Here is a 20,673-nt window from a genome sequence, read left to right as displayed (position 1 = left end):
TAGCACAATCATGTTCATTTCCGTGACTGATATTTGGCCAGCACCTGATCGACCATTTCCGGCGCCATTCCCAGATAATTTGCCGGGTCGGTCAGTTGGTTAATCAGTTGCGGATCCAGTCGTTGTGCCACTGTCGGCATAGCGTTCAGTACGTCGGCCAAGTGACCGCCCTTCTCGTTGACGATACGACAGGCGTCATAGACGACATCATGGGCATCCTGGCGGCCGATGTACGGAGCCAGCCCCATCATCACCGCTTCTGCCACAATCAGGCCGTTGGTCATCCCAAGATTGCGCAACATTGCCGCTTCATCGACCTCCAGTCCTGCCAGCATAAAGTTGGCCTGATGCAGCGCCCCTGCGCTCAGGACGAAACTTTCCGGGATCGCAATCCATTCCGCGTGCCACGGTCCGGTGGCGCGTTCCAGATCCTGAACCATCGCATCCAGCATCAGCCCGGCCTGTTGACGAACGCCTTTCGCGCAGGCCAGCATCAGTTCGCTTGAGATAGGGTTGCGTTTTTGCGGCATCGTGCTGCTCGCACCGCGCCCTTTTACGAACGGTTCATACAGCTCGCCAAACTCATTCGACGCCATCAGCATCACGTCATAAGCAATCTTCCCTAGCGAACCAGTGATAACCGCCAGCAGGTTCACCGCCTCGGCGAAGCCGTCGCGCGCTACGTGCCACGTGGAGGTTGGGACGTTAAGACCTAACTCTTCCATCAATGCTTTTTGTACCGACAATCCTTTATCACCCAGCGATGCCAGCGTTCCGGCGGCCCCGGCAAATTCGCCGACCAGCACGCGCGGACGCGCCTGTTGCAAACGTTCGGCGTGGCGTTCAAACATGTCCAGCCAGATAGCGGCTTTATAACCAAACGTCACCGGTAGCGCCTGCTGTAAATGGGTGCGACCGGCCATTGGCGTATCCCGATAGCGCAGCGCCAGGTCAGCCAGCGTTGCACGTAACCGGTTCATGTCCGCCTCGATCAGTTCAAAGGCATCACGGATTTGCAGTACCACCGCCGTGTCCATAATATCCTGCGTCGTCGCCCCCCAGTGCACATAGCCGCCAGACTCTCCGGCTTGCTTTGAAATCTGGTGCACAAGCGGCAGGATCGGATAACCGACGATTTCTGTCTCATGACGTAACAAATCGAAATCCAGCGTATCGGCATTGCATTTCTCAGCGATCTCTTTGGCTGCCGCTTCCGGGATCACTCCGCAACGCGCCTGCGCTTTGGCGAGCGCCACCTCCACTTCGACATACTTGCGAATAAGTTCGTAGTCATCAAACACGGCGCGCATTGCGGGTGTACCAAAAGAATCTCTAAATAAAACAGAATCCATTACATTCGAAGCCATAAATCCCCCGGTTCAATCTGATAATGATAAGATGAGCGTCTGACCCGGTTTACGACGCAACCGGGCCAACAAAAATGTCCGAACATATATAAATGTCCGTACATTTCAAATGTACGGACATTTATAATAATCATGACGAATCCAGGGAATAGCCCGTAGTCATTTCTGTGACTGTGATCATTAATTATTTGACGAAACTGCGATGAAAGAATCTCTGTACAAACGGATAGCCCGTGAACTGGCTCATCAAATCTCGACGGGAACTTACTCGCCCGGTTCACTGTTTCCGACAGAAATGGAACTGTGCGAAACCTGGCAAGTGAGTCGTCACACCATGCGCGAAGCGCTGAGGGAATTAACGGAACAGGGGTTGATTTCGCGACGTAAAGGCGCTGGCACGCGCGTATGCGAACCGCAGGCGAGCGGGGTTAACCATCCGTTGTCACATCTGGAAGATCTGCTGCTGTTGGCGAAAAACAACCTGCGGGTGATTAAGAAGATCGATGAGATTGTAGCGGATATTGAGCTTTCCCAACTGATAGATTGCCCGCCCGGTTCACGCTGGCTACATATCGCCAGTATTCGTGAGGATGCGCAAAACCCGGATGCGCCTATTTGCTGGACGGACAGTTACGCCAGCACCGATTATTCCAGGCTACGCGCGTTCATCCGCGACGATCCGCACTCGCTGATTAGCGATCTGATCGAAACGCACTACGGAATTAAGAGTCACGAAGTGCATCAGACGATCACCGCCGTTGGCGTACCGAAGAAAATCGCCAAGATACTGAATGTCGAGCCCGACTCTCCGGGGATGCGCATCGTACGGCGCTATCGGGATCGTGACGGGAAAGTGTTCGAGACCACGATTTCAATTCACCCGGCGGGACGGTATACCTGTTCTATTGTGTTGAAATCGCAGAATGCGGGGGAGTGAGGGGGCGTATACGCTTTGAGAAGCATATGCCCCTGTGGGACGAGTACCGTTCACCTCATGTTCGCAGCCAATCTGGTACACCAGTACCTGTGAACGGGTTAAGGAGGCTCGTCGCCGCCTCCTTAACAATCCTGGCTCCCGGCTGGAAAATTGTCGCTTCGCGATACCCTCCGCTTATTCCTTCAGGCTACCGGGCCGGGCACGACTCAGCATCCCTGCTTCGCGCGCCCTGAACCCGCATCCCTGCGGGTTCTCCCGGCCTTACGGAAACGCGTCGGCAATTTTCAGCCGGACCTATCCATACCTGACCATCTCCACGGTTTGCTTTTTTTTACAGCGAAGTGAATTTAGCTGAAAGGCAGAGAATTGAAGCGATGGCATTGGTCCGGCGTGAAAATCGATGAGGCGTTGGCGGCTGACCGGGGCCGCCCGCAGGGAAGCGGGCGGAGGGGACGGCCTGCATGGATGCAGGCTCGACCCCGACCCGACAGGCAGACGGCATAAGACGAATGAACCACGAAGTGGCGATTTTCCTTGCCGGGAGCCAGGGTTGCAAGGGAGGCGGCGGTGAGCCTCCCTTGCACGTTCACGTGTACTGCGGTTTCAGAGAATCACTGAATACAAAGTGAACGTAACATTTCTCAGAGTATCAGGCCTTCCTGACCCCCTTACTGTACGGGTGTAATTCTGCGCGGACGGCGCGGCGGACGCGGCTTTTCGCCAGCCGGTTTGCCTTCTGCGCTACGGGGTTTGCCCTTCGACGCGCCACCGTCCTGACGACGCGGCTGCTGAGCGCGACCCGCGCCCTGCCCTTGTCCCTGACCACGGCCCCGACCGCCACCACCGCTACGCTGCTGACGACCATTCTGGATCGGCTCAGCTTTGATCGAGGGATCTGGCTCATAGCCCGGCGTGGTAATACGCGGGATCTCTTTTTTCAGCAGTTTTTCAATGTCACGCAGCAGTTTGTGTTCATCAACACAAACCAGCGACAGCGCTTCCCCCGTCGCCGCAGCACGACCGGTACGACCGATACGATGCACATAATCTTCCGGAACGTTCGGCAGCTCGTAGTTCACCACGTGCGGCAGTTCTTCGATGTCCAGACCACGCGCCGCAATGTCAGTCGCCACCAGCACGCGGATATCGCCTGATTTGAAATCCGCCAACGCACGGGTACGCGCCCCCTGGCTCTTGTTACCGTGGATCGCTGCGCTGCGGATACCATCTTTGTTGAGCTGTTCCGCCAGGTGATTGGCGCCGTGTTTGGTGCGGGTAAAGACCAGTACCTGCTGCCAGTTGCCCTGACCGATCATCTGCGACAACAGTTCGCGCTTGCGTTTCTTATCGACAAAATGGACGTGCTGCGTCACCTGCTCAGACGCCGTGTTGCGACGCGCCACTTCAATTTCCAGTGGGTTATGCAACAGCTTTTCGGCCAGCGCTTTGATCTCATCAGAGAACGTCGCGGAAAACAGCAGGTTCTGACGCTTCGCCGGCAGTTTCGCTAACACGCGGCGAATATCGTGAATAAAGCCCATATCCAGCATACGGTCCGCTTCATCCAGCACCAGAATCTCAATCTGGTCCAGCTTCACCGCGTTCTGGTGTTCCAGGTCCAGCAAGCGGCCCGGCGTTGCCACCAACACATCGACGCCACCACGCAGTTTCATCATCTGCGGGTTAATACTCACGCCGCCAAAAACCACCAGCGAGCGAATGTTCAGATACTTGCTGTAATCACGGACGTTTTCACCAATCTGCGCCGCCAGCTCACGCGTTGGCGTCAGGATCAGCGCACGCACCGGGCGACGCCCTTTGCCATGCGGCTGTTTGGTAATAAGGTGCTGTAACAGCGGCAGCGTAAAGCCCGCCGTTTTACCGGTACCGGTCTGCGCACTCGCCATCAGGTCGCGACCTTCCAGCACGGCAGGGATCGCCTGTTGCTGAATAGGGGTAGGTTCACGGTAACCCTGCTCGGCAATGGCGCGCAGAATATCAGGATTTAAACCCAGGGAATCAAAAGACATAACTACTCCGAACCGCCCCGACCGTTCCCGGTGTCGTTTTCAGGGAGATGCATACAATTTGGGAATGACAAAAACCACAATGTCATGAAGGGGCGGAGTGTAGCAGTTTTTATGACACACCGCATAAATTATCCCGGTCACTGGAAAAGACAAAATAAACGACCAGACTGGACAAGGAGAATATTCAGTCATAATCTTAATCAATCGATTGATTAAGAATTAGGTCGCGTGATGAATACACCCACCATGACCACGAAAGGTGAACAGGCCAAAAGCCAGCTGATTGCCGCCGCACTGGCACAGTTTGGCGAGTATGGCCTGCATGCCACCACCCGCGACATTGCCGCGCAGGCCGGACAAAATATTGCCGCCATTACCTACTATTTTGGCTCAAAAGAGGATTTATACCTCGCCTGCGCCCAGTGGATTGCCGATTTTATTGGCGGGCAGTTTCGGCCACACGCGGAAGAAGCCGAACGCTTATTCGCCGAGCCTCATCCCGACCGTGCGGCCATGCGCGAACTGATTCTGCGTGCCTGCAAAAACATGATCATGCTGTTGACCCAGGAGGACACCGTCAATCTGAGCAAATTTATCTCGCGTGAACAGCTCTCCCCTACCGCAGCTTATCAACGGGTGCACGAGCAGGTTATTGAGCACAGTCATCTCACTCGTCTTATCGCCGCGTATACCGGCTGCGAGGCCAGCGATACGCGCATGATTCTGCATACCCACGCGCTGCTCGGCGAAGTGCTGGCATTCCGTCTTGGTAAAGAAACCATTTTGTTACGTACCGGCTGGTCGCAGTTTGATGAAGAAAAAACTGCACTGATTACGCAGACCGTGACCTGCCATATCGATCTTATTCTGCAAGGGTTATCGCAAAGGAGTCTGGAGTGATGAAAAAACCTGTCGTTATCGGGCTGGTGATTGCGGCACTGCTCGCCGTGATTGCGGGTGGCACATGGTGGTATCAAAGCCGGCAGGATAACGGACTGACGCTCTACGGCAACGTGGACATCCGTACCGTTAACCTCAGCTTTCGCGTCGGAGGCCGACTCGCGTCGCTGGCGGTGGATGAAGGGGATACCATTAAAACTGGACAGGTGCTGGGTGAACTGGATCATGCTCCTTATGAGAACGCCCTGATGCAGGCAAAAGCAGGCGTTTCCGTCGCCCAGGCCCAGTACGATTTGATGCTGGCGGGCTATCGTCAGGAAGAGATTGCGCAGGCGGCGGCAGCGGTGAAACAGGCCCAGGCTGCCTATGATTACGCACAGAATTTCTACAACCGACAGCAGGGATTGTGGAAAAGCCGCACTATTTCCGCTAACGATCTGGAAAACGCCCGTTCTTCCCGCGACCAGGCGCTGGCCACGTTGAAATCCGCGCAGGACAAACTGAGTCAGTACCGTTCCGGTAATCGCGAACAGGATATCGCCCAGGCGAAAGCCAGCCTTGAACAGGCACAGGCGCAGTTGGCACAGGCGGAACTCGATCTCCATGACACCACGCTTGTCGCCCCCTCGAACGGCACGCTGCTAACTCGTGCGGTCGAGCCTGGCAGCATGCTCAGCGCAGGAGGCACCGTGCTGACGCTCTCTCTCACCCGACCAGTCTGGGTGCGCGCCTACGTCGACGAACGTCATCTTTCTCAGGCACAGCCGGGACGCGAAATCCTGCTGTATACCGATGGACGTCCCGACAAGCCTTATCACGGTAAAATCGGTTTTGTCTCTCCGACGGCAGAATTTACTCCGAAAACGGTAGAGACACCGGACCTGCGTACCGATCTGGTTTACCGTCTGCGCATTGTGGTCACCGATGCCGACGACGCGCTGCGCCAGGGCATGCCGGTGACGGTGAAGTTCGGCAACGAGGCTGGACATGAATGACGCCGTCATCACGCTGAGCGGGCTGACTAAGCGTTTTGCCGGACTGGAAAAGCCGGCGGTCGCCCCACTCGACTGTACGATTCACGCCGGGTATGTAACCGGTCTGGTGGGGCCGGATGGCGCCGGGAAAACCACGCTGATGCGAATGCTGGCGGGCTTGCTGAAGCCGGATGGCGGTAGCGCAACGGTGATTGGCTTTGATCCAATCAAAAACGACAGCGCACTGCATGCTGTGCTCGGTTACATGCCGCAGAAATTCGGTCTGTATGAGGATCTCACCGTAATGGAGAACCTCAATCTGTACGCGGATTTACGCAGCGTGACGGGCGAGGTGCGGGAAAAAACCTTTGCCCGCCTGCTGGAATTTACCTCGCTCGGCCCGTTTACCGGACGTCTGGCGGGAAAACTGTCCGGCGGGATGAAACAAAAGCTGGGGCTGGCCTGTACGCTGGTCGGCGAACCCAAAGTGCTGCTGCTGGATGAACCTGGCGTCGGCGTCGACCCCATCTCACGTCGCGAACTGTGGCAGATGGTGCACGAACTGGCGGGCGACGGGATGCTGATCCTGTGGAGCACCTCCTATCTGGATGAAGCCGAACAGTGTCGGGACGTGCTGCTGATGAACGAAGGCGAACTGCTGTATCAGGGGGAGCCGACCCAACTGACACAAACCATGGCGGGACGCAGTTTTTTGATGCACAGCCCGCAGGAAAACAACCGGAAACTGCTCCAGCGGGCGTTAAAACTGCCGCAGGTTAGCGACGGCATGATTCAGGGGAAATCGGTGCGTCTGATCCTGAAAAAAGAGGCCACAGCGGACGACATTCGCCATGGCAACGGCATGCCGGAACTCGACATCAGCGAGACTGCGCCACGCTTCGAAGATGCGTTTATCGATCTGCTGGGCGGTGCCGCAACCTCTGAATCGCCGCTGGGCGCCATTTTGCATACCGTAGAGGGAACGCCAGGCGAAACGGTGATTGAAGCGAAAGCGCTGACCAAAAAATTCGGCGATTTTGCCGCCACTGACCACGTTGATTTTGCCGTCCAGCGCGGAGAAATTTTTGGCCTGCTGGGCCCCAACGGCGCGGGAAAATCGACAACCTTTAAAATGATGTGCGGCCTGCTGGTGCCCACGTCCGGGAAAGCGTTGGTGTTGGACATGGATCTGAAGGTCAGCTCCGGCAAAGCTCGCCAGCATCTTGGCTATATGGCGCAAAAGTTCTCGCTCTACGGCAACCTGACGGTAGAGCAAAACCTGCGCTTTTTCTCCGGCGTTTATGGTCTGCGGGGACGCGCGCAGAACGAAAAAATCGCCCGCATGAGCAAGGCGTTTGGTCTGAAGAGCATCGCTTCGCATGCCACCGACGAACTGCCGCTGGGCTTTAAGCAGCGTCTGGCGCTGGCCTGTTCGCTGATGCATGAACCGGACATTCTGTTTCTTGACGAGCCCACTTCTGGTGTCGATCCCCTCACCCGCCGAGAGTTCTGGCTGCATATCAACAGCATGGTGGAAAAAGGCGTGACGGTGATGGTGACGACCCACTTTATGGACGAAGCGGAATACTGCGACCGCATCGGACTGGTCTATCGCGGGAAACTGATTGCCAGCGATACGCCGGACGATCTGAAAGCGCAGGCCGCCGATGACGACACGCCGGACCCGACCATGGAGCAGGCTTTTATCCGGCTAATTAACGACTGGGATAAGGAGCATGCCAATGCGTAACCGCCTTCTCTCCTGGCGTCGCGTACGGGCGCTGTGCGTCAAAGAGACGCGGCAGATTGTCCGCGATCCCAGTAGCTGGCTGATCGCCGTGGTGATCCCACTGCTGCTGCTGTTTATTTTTGGCTACGGCATTAACCTTGACTCCAGCAAGTTGCGGGTGGGGATCCTGCTTGAGCAGCAAAGCGAAGAGGCGCTGGACTTTACCCATGCGATGACCGGCTCACCGTACATCGACGCCACCATCAGCGATAACCGCCAGGCGCTGATTGAAAAGATGCAGGCCGGACGTATTCGCGGTCTGGTGGTCATTCCGGTCGATTTCGCCCAGCAGATGGCGCGCGCCAACGACACCGCACCCATTCAGGTAATCACCGACGGCAGTGAACCCAATACCGCCAACTTCGTGCAGGGCTATGTGGAAGGGATCTGGCAAATCTGGCAGATGCAGCGAGCGGAAGATCGCGGGGAAACGTTTGAACCACTGATTGATGTGCAAACCCGCTACTGGTTTAACCCTGCGGCAATCAGCCAGCATTTTATTATCCCGGGCGCAGTGACCATCATCATGACAGTGATCGGCGCGATCCTCACCTCGCTGGTGGTGGCGCGCGAATGGGAACGCGGGACCATGGAAGCGTTGCTCTCCACGGAAGTGACGCGCGCAGAACTGCTGCTGTGCAAGCTCATCCCCTACTACTTCCTCGGCATGCTGGCGATGCTGCTGTGTATGCTGGTGTCGGTGTTTATTCTCGGCGTCCCGTATCGCGGATCGCTTCTGCTGCTGTTTTTCATCACCAGCCTGTTTTTGCTCAGCACGCTGGGGATGGGACTTCTGATCTCCACCATCACCCGCAACCAGTTTAATGCCGCCCAGGTGGCGCTTAACGCCGCCTTTTTGCCATCGATTATGCTGTCTGGCTTTATCTTCCAGATAGACAGTATGCCTGCGGTGATCCGCGCGGTGACCTATATTATTCCGGCGCGCTACTTCGTCAGCACCCTGCAAAGCCTGTTTCTCGCCGGTAATATCCCGGTGGTGCTGGTGGTCAACGTGCTGTTTTTGATCGCCTCAGCGGTGATGTTTATTGGCCTGACGTGGCTGAAAACCAAACGTCGGCTGGATTAGGGAGACGCGCATGTTTCATCGTTTATGGACGTTAATCCGCAAAGAATTGCAGTCGCTGCTGCGCGAGCCGCAGACCCGCGCGATTTTAATTTTGCCGGTACTGATTCAGGTGCTTTTGTTTCCCTTTGCCGCAACGCTGGAAGTGACTAACGCCACCATCGCCATCTATAACGAAGACAACGGCAAGCATTCGGTGGAGCTGACCCAGCGCTTTGCCCGTGCCAAAGCCTTTACCCACATCCTGCTACTGAAAAGCCCGCAGGAAATTCAGCCCACAATCGATACGCAAAAAGCGCTGCTGCTGGTGCGCTTTCCGGCGGATTTCTCGCGCAATCTGGATACCTTTCAGTCTGCGCCCATGCAGTTAATACTTGATGGTCGTAACTCGAACAGCGCGCAGATCGCCGCCAACTATCTCCAGCAAATCGTGAAGAACTATCAGCAGGAGTTGATGGAGGGCAAGCCGAAGCCGAACAACAGCGAGCTGGTGGTGCGCAACTGGTACAACCCTAACCTCGACTACAAATGGTTTGTGGTGCCGTCACTGATCGCGATGATCACCACCATTGGCGTGATGATCGTTACCTCGCTGTCTGTCGCGCGCGAGCGCGAACAGGGCACGCTGGATCAGCTGTTGGTCTCCCCGCTCACCACCTGGCAAATATTTATCGGTAAAGCGGTTCCTGCACTGATTGTCGCCACCGGCCAGGCCTCTATCGTGCTGGCAATCGGTATCTGGGCGTATCAGATCCCGTTTGCCGGGTCGCTGGCACTGTTTTACTTCACGATGGTGATTTACGGGCTGTCGCTGGTGGGATTTGGCCTGTTGATCTCCTCACTCTGCTCCACGCAGCAGCAGGCGTTTATCGGCGTATTCGTCTTTATGATGCCGGCAATTTTACTGTCGGGCTACGTCTCTCCGGTCGAGAACATGCCGGTCTGGTTACAGAATCTGACATGGATAAACCCGATCCGTCATTTCACGGATATCACCAAGCAGATCTATTTGAAAGATGCGAGTTTGCAGATTGTCTGGGGAAGCTTGTGGCCGCTACTGGTGATAGCGGCCACAACGGGATCAGCGGCGTATGCGATGTTTAGACGCAAAATCATGTAACTTTTTGTCTTTCGCCAGCAGCGAAACCACAGCGGGTCCGGCCAGGATTGCCAGTCCCGCTAACGCCAACAAGACGTTGTTTTGTAAAACCCGGGACAGCAGCCACAACGCAATCAGCGCCGCGCCGAAATACCAGGTGGTGGTGAGTTCTTCCAGCACGTCGGCGACTTCGCGCCAGCGCTGCTCGTGATGACGCTGTAACGCCAGCATCAGTAATACGGTCACGCCATACACTACGCATAATCCCAGGCCAACGTGCACCAGCGTGCCACTCTTCCAGCCTACGACCAACAACGCCACGACCAGTAAATGCAACATAATCTGCCAGCAACTTAACCCCGTTGCGACACGAACTCGTTGTTGCCACCTCATGGCTTTTCTCCTGAAGGATTTTTCTCTAATGACTCAGAGTACCGCACTTTACGGAAAATTCCGTAACACCGCACCTTTTTGTGACGACGACTACACTATTTCAATCAGAAGAGTGACGCCAACAGGAGAAAAATGACTCAATCGACACGAAATTTTTCATTCACCGTGCTCACCATCAATACGCATAAAGGCTTTACCGCCTTTAACAAGCGCTTCATTTTACCGGAACTGCGTGATGCCGTTCGTACGGTTGGCGCCGACATTGTCTGCCTGCAGGAGGTGATGGGCGCGCACGAAGTGCATCCGCTGCACGTCGAAAACTGGCCGGATACCACGCACTACGAATTTCTCGCCGACACGATGTGGAGTGACTACGCTTACGGGCGTAACGCCGTCTACCCGCAAGGGCATCATGGCAACGCGGTGCTGTCACGCTATCCTATTGAACATTATGAAAATCGTGATGTTTCGGTCGGCAGCAGTGAAAAGCGCGGCGTGCTCTATTGCCGTATTGTTCCGCCGCAACTCGGGAAACCGATTCATGTGATGAGTGTTCACCTCGGCCTGCGTGAAGCTCACCGGCAGGCGCAACTTACCCTGCTGACAGACTGGGTCAACGCCCTGCCCGACGGTGAACCGGTGGTGGTGGCCGGTGATTTCAACGACTGGCGGCAAAAGGCAAACCATTCCTTAAAAGCCGCGGGCCTGGAGGAAATTTTCACCCGCGCCCGCGGCCGCCCGGCACGGACCTTTCCTGTCAGCCTGCCGCTGCTGCGCCTTGATCGTATTTACGTGAAAAATGCCAATGCCAGTTCGCCGACAGCGCTACCGCTGCGCAACTGGCGGCATCTCTCTGACCATGCCCCCCTTAGCGCGGAGATCCATCTATGAAATGTGGCTGGCGTGAAGGTAATCAGATCCAGTTACTGGAAAACGGCGACCAGTATTATCCCGCTGTGTTTGCGGCAATAGCTGATGCGCAGCAAAGAATTATTCTCGAAACTTTCATCTGGTTTGAAGATGAGGTAGGAAAACAGCTTCATGCGGCTCTGCTGGCCGCAGCAAAACGCGGCGTGAAGGCGGAAGTGCTGCTGGACGGCTACGGCTCACCGGACCTGAGCGATGCATTCGTTGGCGAACTGACCTCGGCAGGCGTGGTGTTTCGTTATTACGATCCGCGTCCCCGGATCTTTGGTATGCGCACCAACGTCTTTCGCCGTATGCATCGCAAGATTGTGGTGATAGACGACCGGGTGGCGTTTATCGGCGGGATCAACTATTCCGACGAACATATGTCCGACTATGGCCCGGAAGCCAAGCAGGACTACGCGGTGCGCGTGGAAGGACCTGTCGTCACCGATATACTGCAGTTTGAAGTGGAAAACCTTCCCGGGCAGAGTGCAGTGCGCCGCTGGTGGCGCCGTCATCACCGTGCTGAAGAGAACCGCCAGCCCGGCGAGGCGCAGGCGCTGTTCGTCTGGCGTGACAACGACGAGCACCGCGACGATATCGAACGTCACTACCTGAAAATGCTCACCCAGGCACGGCGGGAAGTGATTATCGCCAACGCCTACTTCTTTCCCGGTTACCGGTTACTGCACGCCATGCGCAAAGCCGCCCGCCGCGGCGTGCGCGTCAAACTGATCGTGCAGGGGGAGCCGGATATGCCAATTGTGAAGGTCGGAGCCCGTCTGCTGTACAACTATCTGGTGAAAGGCGATGTCCAGGTTTACGAATATCGCCGCAAGCCACTGCATGGCAAAGTGGCGCTGATGGATGACCACTGGGCGACGGTCGGCTCCAGCAATCTCGACCCGCTCAGCCTGTCGCTTAATCTGGAAGCCAACCTGATCGTGCACGATCGCCAGTTCAACCAGACGCTGCGCGACAACCTTAACGCGATCATTGCCGAAGACTGTAAGCAGGTCGATGAGTCGATGCTGCCGAGACGCACCTGGTGGAACCTGACCAAAAGCGTGCTGGCGTTCCACTTCTTACGTCACTTCCCGGCGCTGGTCGGCTGGCTTCCGGCGCATACTCCCCATCTCGCGCAGGTTGATCCGCCAGCCCAGCCCGAGATGGAAACGCAGGATCGGGTAGAAGTACAGAACACAGGAGCCAAACCCTGATGGCAAAATCACATCCGCGCTGGCGGCTGGCAAAAAAGATCCTCACCTGGCTGTTTTTTATCGCCGTGATTGTGCTGCTGGTGGTCTATGCCAAAAAGGTGAACTGGGAAGACGTCTGGATGGTGATCCGCGACTACAACCGGGTTGCGTTGCTGAGCGCCGTCGGGCTGGTGATCCTCAGCTATCTGCTCTATGGCTGCTATGACCTGTTGGGCCGCGCCTATTGCGGTCACAAGCTGGCAAAGCGGCAAGTGATGCTGGTGTCGTTTATTTGCTATGCCTTTAACCTGACGCTCAGTACCTGGGTCGGCGGCATCGGTATGCGCTACCGGCTCTATTCCCGCCTCGGCCTGCCGGGTGGCACCATCACCCGTATCTTCTCTCTTAGCATCACCACCAACTGGCTGGGCTATATTTTGCTTGGCGGGATCATCTTCACCTTTGGCGTGGTGCAACTGCCTGCCCACTGGTATATCGACGAGGGCACGCTGCGTATTCTCGGCGTGGTGCTGCTGTTAATCATCGCTATTTATCTGTGGTTCTGCGCTTTCGCAAAACACCGTCATATGACGATCAAAGGGCAGAAACTGGTGCTACCGTCGTGGAAATTTGCGCTGGCCCAGATGGCTATCTCCAGCGCCAACTGGATGGTGATGGGGGCGATTATCTGGTTGCTACTGGGCCAGGAGGTGAATTATTTCTTCGTGCTGGGCGTGCTGCTGGTCAGCAGTATCGCGGGAGTGATTGTCCACATTCCGGCGGGAATTGGCGTTCTGGAAGCGGTGTTTATCGCGCTGCTGGCGGGGGAAGACACGTCGCAAGGCGCGATTATTGCCGCCCTGCTCGCCTACCGCGTGCTGTATTACTTTATTCCCTTATTGCTGGCGCTGATCTGCTATCTGGTGCTGGAGAGTCGGGCGAAGAAGCTGCGGGCGAAGAACGAGAAGGCGATGGCGAAGTAATACCTAGTCACCGCCCTCGGCATCATTTCGTAGGCCGGATAAGGCGTAGCCGCCATCCGGCACAACGAACTCAACGGCGATTGCCTAAAATACGCAGCAGCATCAGGAACAGGTTGATAAAGTCCAGATACAGCGTCAGCGCACCGAGAATCGAATATTTACGCAGGTTAGAACTGTCGCGCACATCGATTTGCTCGCCAATGTTCTTCAGCTTCTGGGTGTCATAGGCGGTCAGCCCAACAAACACCACCACGCCAATATAGGTCACCGCCCACATCAGCGCCTCGCTTTTCAGCCAGAAGTTCACCAGTGAGGCCAGGATGATGCCAATCAGCGCCATAAACAGCATGTTGCCCCAGCCGCTCAGATCGCGCTTCGTAGTGTATCCCCACAGGCTCATCACTCCAAACATCCCGCCGGTAACCACGAAGGTGCTGGCGATGGAGGAGGCTGTGTAAATGATGAAGATACTGGAAAGCGTCAGACCGGTGAGTACCGAATAGAGCATAAACAGCGTCGTCATTACCCCCGCGCTAAGTCTGTTCACCAAACCGGACAGCACAAAAACCACAGCTAACTGCGCGATGACCAGACCAAAGAAAAAGATTCGGTTGGTATAGAGTAACTCCATAAAAGCGCTGGAATTCGCCGCATACCATGCAATAAACGCGGTAAGCAGCAACCCGACCGTCATCCAGCCGTATACCTGCGCCATATAGGTTTGCAGGCCGGAACGTGCCTGCACGATTGATTCGGATCGTGGAAATCGGTCCATGATAATCTCCTGATTGAAAGTGACCACTCTGGATAAGCGTATCACAATTTCTTGCTACCAGCGTTTAGCCGCCTGCCGATCGCTGTCACGGGCTTCCACCCAGCGCTCGCCTTCCGGCGTGGCTTCACGCTTCCAGAACGGCGCACGCGTCTTTAGATAGTCCATGATGAACTGACCGGCCTCAAACGCACTGCTACGGTGCGAACTGGTGACGCCAATAAAGACGATTTCATCGCCCGGCCACAGTTCGCCAATCCGGTGAATCACCGTGATGCGTCCCAGCGGCCAGCGCGCCCGCGCCTCATCGACAATCTCCGCCAGCGCTTTTTCCGTCATCCCCGGATAGTGCTCCAGCGTAAGCGCCTTCACGCTGTCGCCGAGATTATGGTTGCGCACTTTACCAGTAAAGGTCACCACCGCGCCGTCTTCGTCGCGTGCCGCCAGCCAGGGATACTCGTCCCCCACGCTGAACGGCGCAGGCCCGACCACAATTTTCGTTTCAGCCATCTCAGCCTCCCGTCACCGGGGGAAAGAAAGCCACTTCATCACCCGCCGTCAGCGGATGATCAAAGCTCACCAGCGTCTGGTTTACCGCCGCCAGCAGCTTACCGTCTTCCAGCGCCAGCGCCCAACGGTTGCTGTTAGTCGCCAGATGCTGACGCAGCGCTTCCACTGTCGGGAAATCTGCCGCGACGTCCAGCGTATCCGTACCAACCAGTTCGCGAACCTGAGCAAAGAACAAAACCTTAATCATTCGAATCCGCCTTAAAATCGCCAGACTTGCCGCCGCTTTTCGCCAGCAGGCGCACCGGGCCAATCACCATGTCTTTTTGCACCGCTTTGCACATGTCGTAAATGGTCAACGCGGCGACGGACGCCGCCGTCAGCGCTTCCATTTCCACCCCGGTTTTGCCGGTAAGACGACACAACGATTCAACACGGACACGGTTGTGTTCCGGCTGTGCCTGGAGCTGGACTTCCACTTTGCTCAACAGCAACGGATGGCACAGCGGGATGAGCTCCCAGGTGCGCTTTGCTGCCTGAATCCCGGCGATACGCGCGGTGGCGAACACATCGCCCTTATGGTGGCTGCCGTCGATAATCATGGCCAGTGTTTCGCTGCGCATGGTGACAAAGGCTTCGGCGCGCGCTTCGCGCACGGTCTCCGCTTTTGTGGAGACATCCACCATGTGCGCTTCACCGGCGGCGTTTATGTGAGTCAGTTGCGACATACTTATTAATTCTTCAAATGTGGGTGAAAATTACAAGGACGCGTACGGGCATCAAGCTGCGGCGCGATGATATTGTCCCACGCCGTGCGGCAGGCTTTGGTGGAACCCGGCATCGCAAAAATTAGCGTTTTGTTGGCCACGCCCGCCACTGCGCGCGACTGCAGCGTGGCCGTGCCGATCTCTTCAAATGACAGCATACGAAACACTTCACCAAAGCCTTCCACTTCGCGATCAAATAGCGGCAGCAGCGCTTCCGGTGCCTGGTCGCCTTCAGTCAGGCCCGTGCCGCCGGTGATCAACACCACCTGCACCTCATCACTGGCAATCCATGCTGACACCTGCGCGCGAATGGCGTAACGGTTCTCTTTGACAATTGCTTTATCGATAACCTGATGTCCCGCTTCCTGCGCGGAATCCCGCAGAAAATGACCAGAGGTATCGTCCTCTTCGCCACGGCGATTCGATACCGTCAGAATAGCAATGCGGGTCGGGATAAATTCAGCGCTTACCTGACTCATGGAATACTCCTTGTTCAAGCGGCGTTAACCGCCGATGTATGAGAGGTTCTGGGTAATACCGGTGTTGTTCTGGTGCAGGAAATGGGTCTGCTTTTTCTCACGCAACGCAAGCGAGATACGCGCTTCGAGCGCGTCTTGTTGCCCATCGTCTTCCAGCAAATCACGCAGGCTGACGCCACCCTCGCCGAACAGGCAGAGATGAAGTTTACCCACGGAGGAGACGCGCAGACGGTTGCAGGTGGCGCAGAAATCTTTTTCGTACGGCATGATGAGGCCGATTTCACCCTCATAATCGGGGTGACAGAACACCTGCGCCGGGCCGTCGCTGCGCTGGCGTAGCTGGTGGATCCAGCCGCGGCGCAACAGTTCGTCACGCAACACCTGACCGGAGATGTGGTGTTTACGGAACAGTTCGCTGCCCTCACCCGTCTCCATCAGTTCGATGAAACGCAGTTGAATGGGACGCGTCTGGATCCAGCCAAGAAAAGTATCGAGCTGATGATGATTCACATCGCGCATTAGCACGGTGTTGACTTTAACTTTTGCAAAACCGGCATCAAACGCGGCGTCGATGCCCGCCATCACCTGCTGGAATTTATCCTGCCCGGTAATCGCGTGGAACTGACGCGCATCAAGGCTATCAACGCTGACGTTAATGCCGGTCAAACCCGCATCGCGCCAGTGGGCGGCATCACGCGCCAGACGGTAGCCGTTGGTGGTCACCGCCAGTTGACGAATCGCCTCGTTTTCACGCACGGCGGCAATGATGTCGGTAAAATCACGACGCAGAGAAGGTTCGCCACCGGTCAGGCGCACTTTTTCGGTGCCCAGGTTAGCAAAGGCGCGAGTCACCCGACGAATTTCATCGACGGAGAGAAAACCTTTATTGGTGACGCCGCCGGGCTTGTAGCCATCCGGCAGACAGTATGTGCAACGAAAGTTACACACATCGGTAATCGACAGACGCAAATAGTAAAACTTGCGCGCGAAAGCATCGGTCAGTTGTGTGGCCATGTACACCTTTCCAAATACGGGAGGCGAAGTCATTTCTTCCTGCGCCCTGGTGGCAATGCGTTTGCGTTGTCACGGCCAAAGCACCGTATCATTTGACCCAGGTGCAGAGGCTAGAGTGTTAACTGTGGTTATGGCGATACTAGCGTGTAAACGAACATAATGCTATTTACACTTAACGATGTATAATCATATATATAGCGCCATGATCGTGCCATTTCGTTACAAAATAAGCAAAAATAGCACTTTTGCATTGATGTACATCATTTCGCTGTCAGGCATTCGCCCCCCTAAAGGAGTAGTGCGGCAGAATTTATTTTCTCAACTTGCCGTTAGCGAATTGCTGAAAAGCCCCTGTTTGCGCTACTGTAGCGCGGTAAATCTGACTTCAGGAACTTTTATGCGCAATCGTACGCTGGCTGACCTGGATCGTGTCGTCGCTCTCGGCGGAGGGCATGGATTAGGACGCGTTCTCTCTTCCCTCTCCTCCCTGGGTTCACGCCTCACCGGTATCGTGACCACCACCGATAACGGCGGTTCGACGGGGCGTATTCGCCGCTCGGAAGGGGGAATCGCCTGGGGCGATATGCGCAACTGTCTCAATCAGTTGATTACCGAACCGAGCGTCGCTTCCGCGATGTTTGAATACCGTTTTGGCGGTAATGGTGAACTTTCAGGCCATAACCTCGGAAATCTGATGTTAAAGGCGCTCGACCACCTGAGCGTGCGGCCTCTGGAAGCCATCAACTTAATTCGTAATCTGCTGAAAGTGGACGCACATTTAATCCCCATGTCAGAGCTGCCAGTTGACCTGATGGCGATCGACGATCAGGGGCATGAAGTGTACGGCGAAGTGAATATTGATCAGCTCACCTCGCACTTGCAGGAACTGATGCTGTCACCGAAGGTCCCCACCACCCGGGAAGCGGTACAGGCGATTAACGATGCCGACCTGATTATTATCGGTCCGGGCAGTTTTTACACCAGCCTGATGCCAATCCTGCTGCTGGAGGATCTCGCACAGGCGCTGCGCCGTACGCAGGCGCCGATGGTCTACATCGGCAATCTGGGCCGGGAATTGAGCATCCCCGCCGCAAGCCTGACGCTTATCGATAAGCTAACCATTATGGAGCAGTATGTCGGCAAAAGAGTCGTTGATGCGGTTATCGTGGGGCCGAAGGTGGATGTCTCTGCGGTCAGCGACCGGGTGGTGATTCAGGAAGTGCTGGAGGCCAGCGATATTCCCTATCGCCATGACCGCCAGTTATTGCACAGCGCGCTGGAGAAAGCCGTACAGGCGCTGCGGTAAAGGGTTTATTGCCTGATGGCGCTACGCTCATCAGGCCTACTTATCTACTCTGCAAACTACCAGCGAACAGGCCGGATAAGGTGGTTACACCGCCATCCGGCAATCTCTCACGACGCAGCGATAAACAGTTCACGCAGCTGATGCAGTTGATCGCGGATCTGCGCGGCCTCTTCGAATTCCAGGTTCTGCGCATGCTGCATCATCTGCCCTTCGAGCTCGTGAATCTTCTGTTGCAGCGCTTTTGGCGTCATATCCAGTTCCACCACATCCGATTGCACTGCGGAACGCGATTTGCCTCGGCCCTTCGCTTTGGTTTTCGCAATGTTCTGCCCCAGCGCCAGAATATCGACCACTTTTTTATTCAGGCCCTGCGGAGTAATGCCGTGTTCTTCATTGTACTGCTGCTGTTTCTCGCGACGACGCTCGGTTTCGCCAATCGCCTTCGCCATTGAGGCCGTAATTTTGTCACCGTAAAGAATCGCCTTCCCGTTGATGTTACGCGCCGCACGACCGATGGTCTGTATCAGCGAACGTTCGGAACGCAGGAACCCTTCCTTGTCGGCGTCGAGAATCGCCACCAGCGACACCTCAGGCATATCGAGACCTTCGCGCAACAGGTTGATCCCCACCAGCACATCAAACTCGCCCAGACGCAGGTCACGAATGATCTCCATACGCTCGACGGTATCGATGTCCGAGTGCAGGTAACGCACCCGCTCGCCGTGTTCTTCCAGATACTCGGTGAGATCTTCCGCCATACGCTTGGTGAGCGTGGTAACCAGCACGCGCTCGTTGATCTCTGCGCGCTTGCGGATTTCAGAGAGCAGATCGTCCACCTGCGTTGCCACCGGTCGCACTTCAATGACCGGATCCAGCAACCCTGTCGGACGCACCACTTGATCAACCACTTCTCCGCCCGATTTCTCCAGCTCGTAATTGCCCGGCGTCGCAGACACATATATGGTCTGCGGAGCCAGCGCTTCAAACTCTTCGAACTTTAACGGACGGTTATCCAGCGCCGATGGCAAACGGAAACCGTACTCCACCAGCGTCTCTTTACGCGCCCGATCGCCACGATACATCCCGCCAATCTGCGGGATGGTGACGTGGGATTCATCCACCACCAGCAAACCGTCAGCGGGCAGATAGTCAAACAGGGTCGGCGGCGGCTCACCCGGCCCGCGTCCTGACAGAAAGCGCGAGTAGTTTTCGATCCCCGAGCAGTAACCCAGCTCGTTCATCATTTCCAGATCAAACTGGGTACGCTGACTCAGGCGTTGCTCTTCCAGCAGTTTGTCGTTGGCGAGCAGGATTTTGCGACGTTCAGCCAGTTCGACTTTGATCTCTTCCATCGCCTGCACAATGCGCTCACGGGGGGTCACGTAGTGCGTTTTGGGGTAGATGGTGTAGCGCGAAATAGTGGATTCCACCTGCCCGGTCAGCGGGTCAAACAGCGACAGACGCTCCACCTCTTCATCAAACAGCTCCACACGCAGCGCGATGTCGTCAGACTCCGCCGGGAAGATGTCAATCACCTCACCGCGCACGCGGAAAGTCCCGCGCTGGAACGCCTGATCGTTACGGGTATATTGCAGTTCAGCCAGTCGCCGCAGAATGGCGCGCTGATCGATAATCATGCCCACCGTCAGGTGCAGCATCATCTTCAGATATAAATCGGGATCGCCCAGACCATAGATGGCAGAAACGGAGGCCACGACGATCACGTCACGACGCTCCAGCAACGCTTTGGTGGCCGACAGACGCATCTGCTCGATGTGTTCATTCACCGAGGCATCTTTTTCGATGAAGGTGTCTGAGCTGGGAACATACGCTTCCGGCTGATAGTAGTCGTAGTAGGAGACGAAATACTCGACGGCGTTATCCGGGAAAAACTCTTTCATTTCGCCATACAGCTGCGCCGCCAGCGTTTTGTTGGGCGCCAGCACCATCGTCGGTCGCTGCAAATCCGCGATCACATTCGCAATGGTGAACGTTTTCCCCGACCCCGTTACGCCAAGTAGCGTCTGATGCGCCAGGCCGTCCTCCAGTCCCTCTTCCAGACGGCGTATCGCCTCAGGCTGATCGCCGGAAGGTTTAAATGCGGAATTCAGTTTGAACGGTTTACTCATGAGCAGCTACCTGAAGGAATGAGCGGGCAGGTGTG

20 protein-coding genes and 1 riboswitch are annotated in these 20,673 nt (G+C 56.0%); of the genes, 10 read left to right on the top strand and 10 right to left on the bottom strand.

The genetic code is table 11. The features are described from left to right. Positions 1–14: 14 nt before the first annotated feature. Positions 15–1,367, bottom strand: coding sequence for a 3-carboxy-cis,cis-muconate cycloisomerase (pcaB, locus tag C2U53_RS17640; protein WP_058587833.1), 1,353 nt, complete (start codon positions 1,365–1,367; stop codon positions 15–17). A gap of 202 nt (positions 1,368–1,569) precedes the next feature. Here pcaB and C2U53_RS17635 point away from each other — a divergent pair, with 202 nt between their 5' ends. Beyond that, positions 1,570–2,304 carry a GntR family transcriptional regulator gene (locus tag C2U53_RS17635; protein ID WP_044267982.1) on the top strand — a complete coding sequence of 245 codons (735 nt, stop codon included), beginning with the start codon at positions 1,570–1,572 and terminating at the stop codon, positions 2,302–2,304. A gap of 668 nt (positions 2,305–2,972) precedes the next feature. Here the strand turns inward: C2U53_RS17635 and rhlE are convergent. After that, a complete protein-coding gene (rhlE, locus tag C2U53_RS17625) occupies positions 2,973–4,334 on the bottom strand; it encodes an ATP-dependent RNA helicase RhlE (protein ID WP_044327529.1) in 1,362 nt (453 codons plus the stop codon). Between the two features lie 231 nt (positions 4,335–4,565). On the opposite strand from rhlE, the gene cecR reads away from it, so the two are divergent. Genes cecR through C2U53_RS17600 form a run of 5 tightly spaced genes read left to right on the top strand, consistent with a single transcriptional unit; the run spans position 4,566 to position 10,201 of the window. Then, positions 4,566–5,234, top strand: a complete 669-nt coding sequence (gene cecR, locus C2U53_RS17620; RefSeq protein ID WP_104446172.1) for a transcriptional regulator CecR — start codon at positions 4,566–4,568, stop codon at positions 5,232–5,234. Next, positions 5,234–6,229: a secretion protein HlyD gene (gene hlyD / locus C2U53_RS17615; protein ID WP_043001289.1), complete on the top strand. Its 996-nt coding sequence runs from the start codon at positions 5,234–5,236 to the stop codon at positions 6,227–6,229. The genes cecR and hlyD overlap by 1 nt, the downstream gene beginning before the upstream one ends. After that, a complete protein-coding gene (locus C2U53_RS17610; protein ID WP_104446171.1) occupies positions 6,222–7,958 on the top strand; it encodes an ATP-binding cassette domain-containing protein in 1,737 nt (578 codons plus the stop codon). Before hlyD ends, C2U53_RS17610 begins: the two co-directional genes overlap by 8 nt. Further along, a complete protein-coding gene (locus tag C2U53_RS17605) occupies positions 7,951–9,084 on the top strand; it encodes an ABC transporter permease (RefSeq protein ID WP_044267992.1) in 1,134 nt (377 codons plus the stop codon). The genes C2U53_RS17610 and C2U53_RS17605 overlap by 8 nt, the downstream gene beginning before the upstream one ends. A 10-nt stretch (positions 9,085–9,094) precedes the next feature. Beyond that, positions 9,095–10,201 carry an ABC transporter permease gene (locus tag C2U53_RS17600; protein WP_043001292.1) on the top strand — a complete coding sequence of 369 codons (1,107 nt, stop codon included), beginning with the start codon at positions 9,095–9,097 and terminating at the stop codon, positions 10,199–10,201. On the opposite strand, the gene C2U53_RS17595 is transcribed toward C2U53_RS17600, so the two are convergent. Further along, positions 10,163–10,573, bottom strand: coding sequence for a YbhQ family protein (locus tag C2U53_RS17595; RefSeq protein ID WP_043001293.1), 411 nt, complete (start codon positions 10,571–10,573; stop codon positions 10,163–10,165). The genes C2U53_RS17600 and C2U53_RS17595 overlap by 39 nt on opposite strands. 132 nt (positions 10,574–10,705) lie before the next feature. Between C2U53_RS17595 and C2U53_RS17590 the strand changes: the two genes are divergently transcribed. From C2U53_RS17590 to C2U53_RS17580, 3 genes are read left to right on the top strand one after another with little or no spacing between them, the layout of a single operon-like run. After that, the gene (locus C2U53_RS17590; protein ID WP_043001294.1) at positions 10,706–11,464 is read left to right on the top strand and encodes an endonuclease/exonuclease/phosphatase family protein; all 759 of its coding nucleotides are present in this window, start codon (positions 10,706–10,708) and stop codon (positions 11,462–11,464) included. Continuing rightward, on the top strand, positions 11,461–12,702 hold the full coding sequence (clsB, locus tag C2U53_RS17585; protein ID WP_104446170.1) for a cardiolipin synthase ClsB: 1,242 nt from the start codon (positions 11,461–11,463) through the stop codon (positions 12,700–12,702). Before C2U53_RS17590 ends, clsB begins: the two co-directional genes overlap by 4 nt. After that, a complete protein-coding gene (locus C2U53_RS17580) occupies positions 12,702–13,664 on the top strand; it encodes a YbhN family protein (protein ID WP_104446169.1) in 963 nt (320 codons plus the stop codon). The genes clsB and C2U53_RS17580 overlap by 1 nt, the downstream gene beginning before the upstream one ends. A 70-nt stretch (positions 13,665–13,734) precedes the next feature. On the opposite strand, the gene C2U53_RS17575 is transcribed toward C2U53_RS17580, so the two are convergent. The 6 genes from C2U53_RS17575 to moaA form a co-directional block, all read right to left on the bottom strand. Further along, entirely contained in the window at positions 13,735–14,439 is a 705-nt protein-coding gene (locus tag C2U53_RS17575) for a Bax inhibitor-1/YccA family protein (protein ID WP_042320470.1), read from the bottom strand. 54 nt (positions 14,440–14,493) lie between these two features. Beyond that, positions 14,494–14,946, bottom strand: a complete 453-nt coding sequence (gene moaE, locus C2U53_RS17570) for a molybdopterin synthase catalytic subunit MoaE (RefSeq protein WP_090048656.1) — start codon at positions 14,944–14,946, stop codon at positions 14,494–14,496. A gap of 1 nt (position 14,947) precedes the next feature. Beyond that, the gene (gene moaD, locus C2U53_RS17565) at positions 14,948–15,193 is read right to left on the bottom strand and encodes a molybdopterin synthase sulfur carrier subunit (RefSeq protein ID WP_043001299.1); all 246 of its coding nucleotides are present in this window, start codon (positions 15,191–15,193) and stop codon (positions 14,948–14,950) included. Next, positions 15,186–15,671, bottom strand: coding sequence for a cyclic pyranopterin monophosphate synthase MoaC (moaC, locus tag C2U53_RS17560; RefSeq protein ID WP_044256450.1), 486 nt, complete (start codon positions 15,669–15,671; stop codon positions 15,186–15,188). The genes moaD and moaC overlap by 8 nt, the downstream gene beginning before the upstream one ends. Before the next feature lie 5 nt (positions 15,672–15,676). Further along, positions 15,677–16,189: a molybdenum cofactor biosynthesis protein B gene (gene moaB / locus C2U53_RS17555; RefSeq protein WP_044256453.1), complete on the bottom strand. Its 513-nt coding sequence runs from the start codon at positions 16,187–16,189 to the stop codon at positions 15,677–15,679. Positions 16,190–16,213: 24 nt separating this feature from the next. Next, positions 16,214–17,203 (bottom strand): GTP 3',8-cyclase MoaA, encoded by a 990-nt coding sequence (moaA, locus tag C2U53_RS17550; protein WP_043001302.1) that lies wholly within the window; start codon positions 17,201–17,203, stop codon positions 16,214–16,216. Next, a riboswitch (molybdenum cofactor riboswitch) is annotated at positions 17,191–17,333 on the bottom strand. Its footprint overlaps the gene before it by 13 nt. Positions 17,334–17,600: 267 nt before the next feature. Between moaA and yvcK the strand changes: the two genes are divergently transcribed. Then, positions 17,601–18,509: a uridine diphosphate-N-acetylglucosamine-binding protein YvcK gene (yvcK, locus tag C2U53_RS17545; RefSeq protein WP_104446168.1), complete on the top strand. Its 909-nt coding sequence runs from the start codon at positions 17,601–17,603 to the stop codon at positions 18,507–18,509. A 107-nt stretch (positions 18,510–18,616) separates the two neighbouring features. Here the strand turns inward: yvcK and uvrB are convergent, their stop codons facing one another. Continuing rightward, positions 18,617–20,638 (bottom strand): excinuclease ABC subunit UvrB, encoded by a 2,022-nt coding sequence (gene uvrB, locus C2U53_RS17540; protein ID WP_043001304.1) that lies wholly within the window; start codon positions 20,636–20,638, stop codon positions 18,617–18,619. Positions 20,639–20,673: the final 35 nt, after the last annotated feature.

It is taken from the genome of Citrobacter sp. CFNIH10, assembly GCF_002934585.1.
Lineage (GTDB): Bacteria > Pseudomonadota > Gammaproteobacteria > Enterobacterales > Enterobacteriaceae > Citrobacter_A > Citrobacter_A amalonaticus.
This window is presented reverse-complemented; position numbering and strand designations above follow the sequence as displayed.

Bases quoted from the DNA above. Each gene is read 5' to 3' on its own strand.
- pcaB (WP_058587833.1), bottom strand. From the start codon at position 1,367: ATGGCTTCGAATGTAATGGATTCTGTTTTATTTAGAGATTCTTTTGGT.
- C2U53_RS17635 (WP_044267982.1), top strand. From the start codon at position 1,570: ATGAAAGAATCTCTGTACAAACGGATAGCCCGTGAACTGGCTCATCAA.
- rhlE (WP_044327529.1), bottom strand. From the start codon at position 4,334: ATGTCTTTTGATTCCCTGGGTTTAAATCCTGATATTCTGCGCGCCATT.
- cecR (WP_104446172.1), top strand. From the start codon at position 4,566: ATGAATACACCCACCATGACCACGAAAGGTGAACAGGCCAAAAGCCAG.
- hlyD (WP_043001289.1), top strand. From the start codon at position 5,234: ATGAAAAAACCTGTCGTTATCGGGCTGGTGATTGCGGCACTGCTCGCC.
- C2U53_RS17610 (WP_104446171.1), top strand. From the start codon at position 6,222: ATGAATGACGCCGTCATCACGCTGAGCGGGCTGACTAAGCGTTTTGCC.
- C2U53_RS17605 (WP_044267992.1), top strand. From the start codon at position 7,951: ATGCGTAACCGCCTTCTCTCCTGGCGTCGCGTACGGGCGCTGTGCGTC.
- C2U53_RS17600 (WP_043001292.1), top strand. From the start codon at position 9,095: ATGTTTCATCGTTTATGGACGTTAATCCGCAAAGAATTGCAGTCGCTG.
- C2U53_RS17595 (WP_043001293.1), bottom strand. From the start codon at position 10,573: ATGAGGTGGCAACAACGAGTTCGTGTCGCAACGGGGTTAAGTTGCTGG.
- C2U53_RS17590 (WP_043001294.1), top strand. From the start codon at position 10,706: ATGACTCAATCGACACGAAATTTTTCATTCACCGTGCTCACCATCAAT.
- clsB (WP_104446170.1), top strand. From the start codon at position 11,461: ATGAAATGTGGCTGGCGTGAAGGTAATCAGATCCAGTTACTGGAAAAC.
- C2U53_RS17580 (WP_104446169.1), top strand. From the start codon at position 12,702: ATGGCAAAATCACATCCGCGCTGGCGGCTGGCAAAAAAGATCCTCACC.
- C2U53_RS17575 (WP_042320470.1), bottom strand. From the start codon at position 14,439: ATGGACCGATTTCCACGATCCGAATCAATCGTGCAGGCACGTTCCGGC.
- moaE (WP_090048656.1), bottom strand. From the start codon at position 14,946: ATGGCTGAAACGAAAATTGTGGTCGGGCCTGCGCCGTTCAGCGTGGGG.
- moaD (WP_043001299.1), bottom strand. From the start codon at position 15,193: ATGATTAAGGTTTTGTTCTTTGCTCAGGTTCGCGAACTGGTTGGTACG.
- moaC (WP_044256450.1), bottom strand. From the start codon at position 15,671: ATGTCGCAACTGACTCACATAAACGCCGCCGGTGAAGCGCACATGGTG.
- moaB (WP_044256453.1), bottom strand. From the start codon at position 16,189: ATGAGTCAGGTAAGCGCTGAATTTATCCCGACCCGCATTGCTATTCTG.
- moaA (WP_043001302.1), bottom strand. From the start codon at position 17,203: ATGGCCACACAACTGACCGATGCTTTCGCGCGCAAGTTTTACTATTTG.
- yvcK (WP_104446168.1), top strand. From the start codon at position 17,601: ATGCGCAATCGTACGCTGGCTGACCTGGATCGTGTCGTCGCTCTCGGC.
- uvrB (WP_043001304.1), bottom strand. From the start codon at position 20,638: ATGAGTAAACCGTTCAAACTGAATTCCGCATTTAAACCTTCCGGCGAT.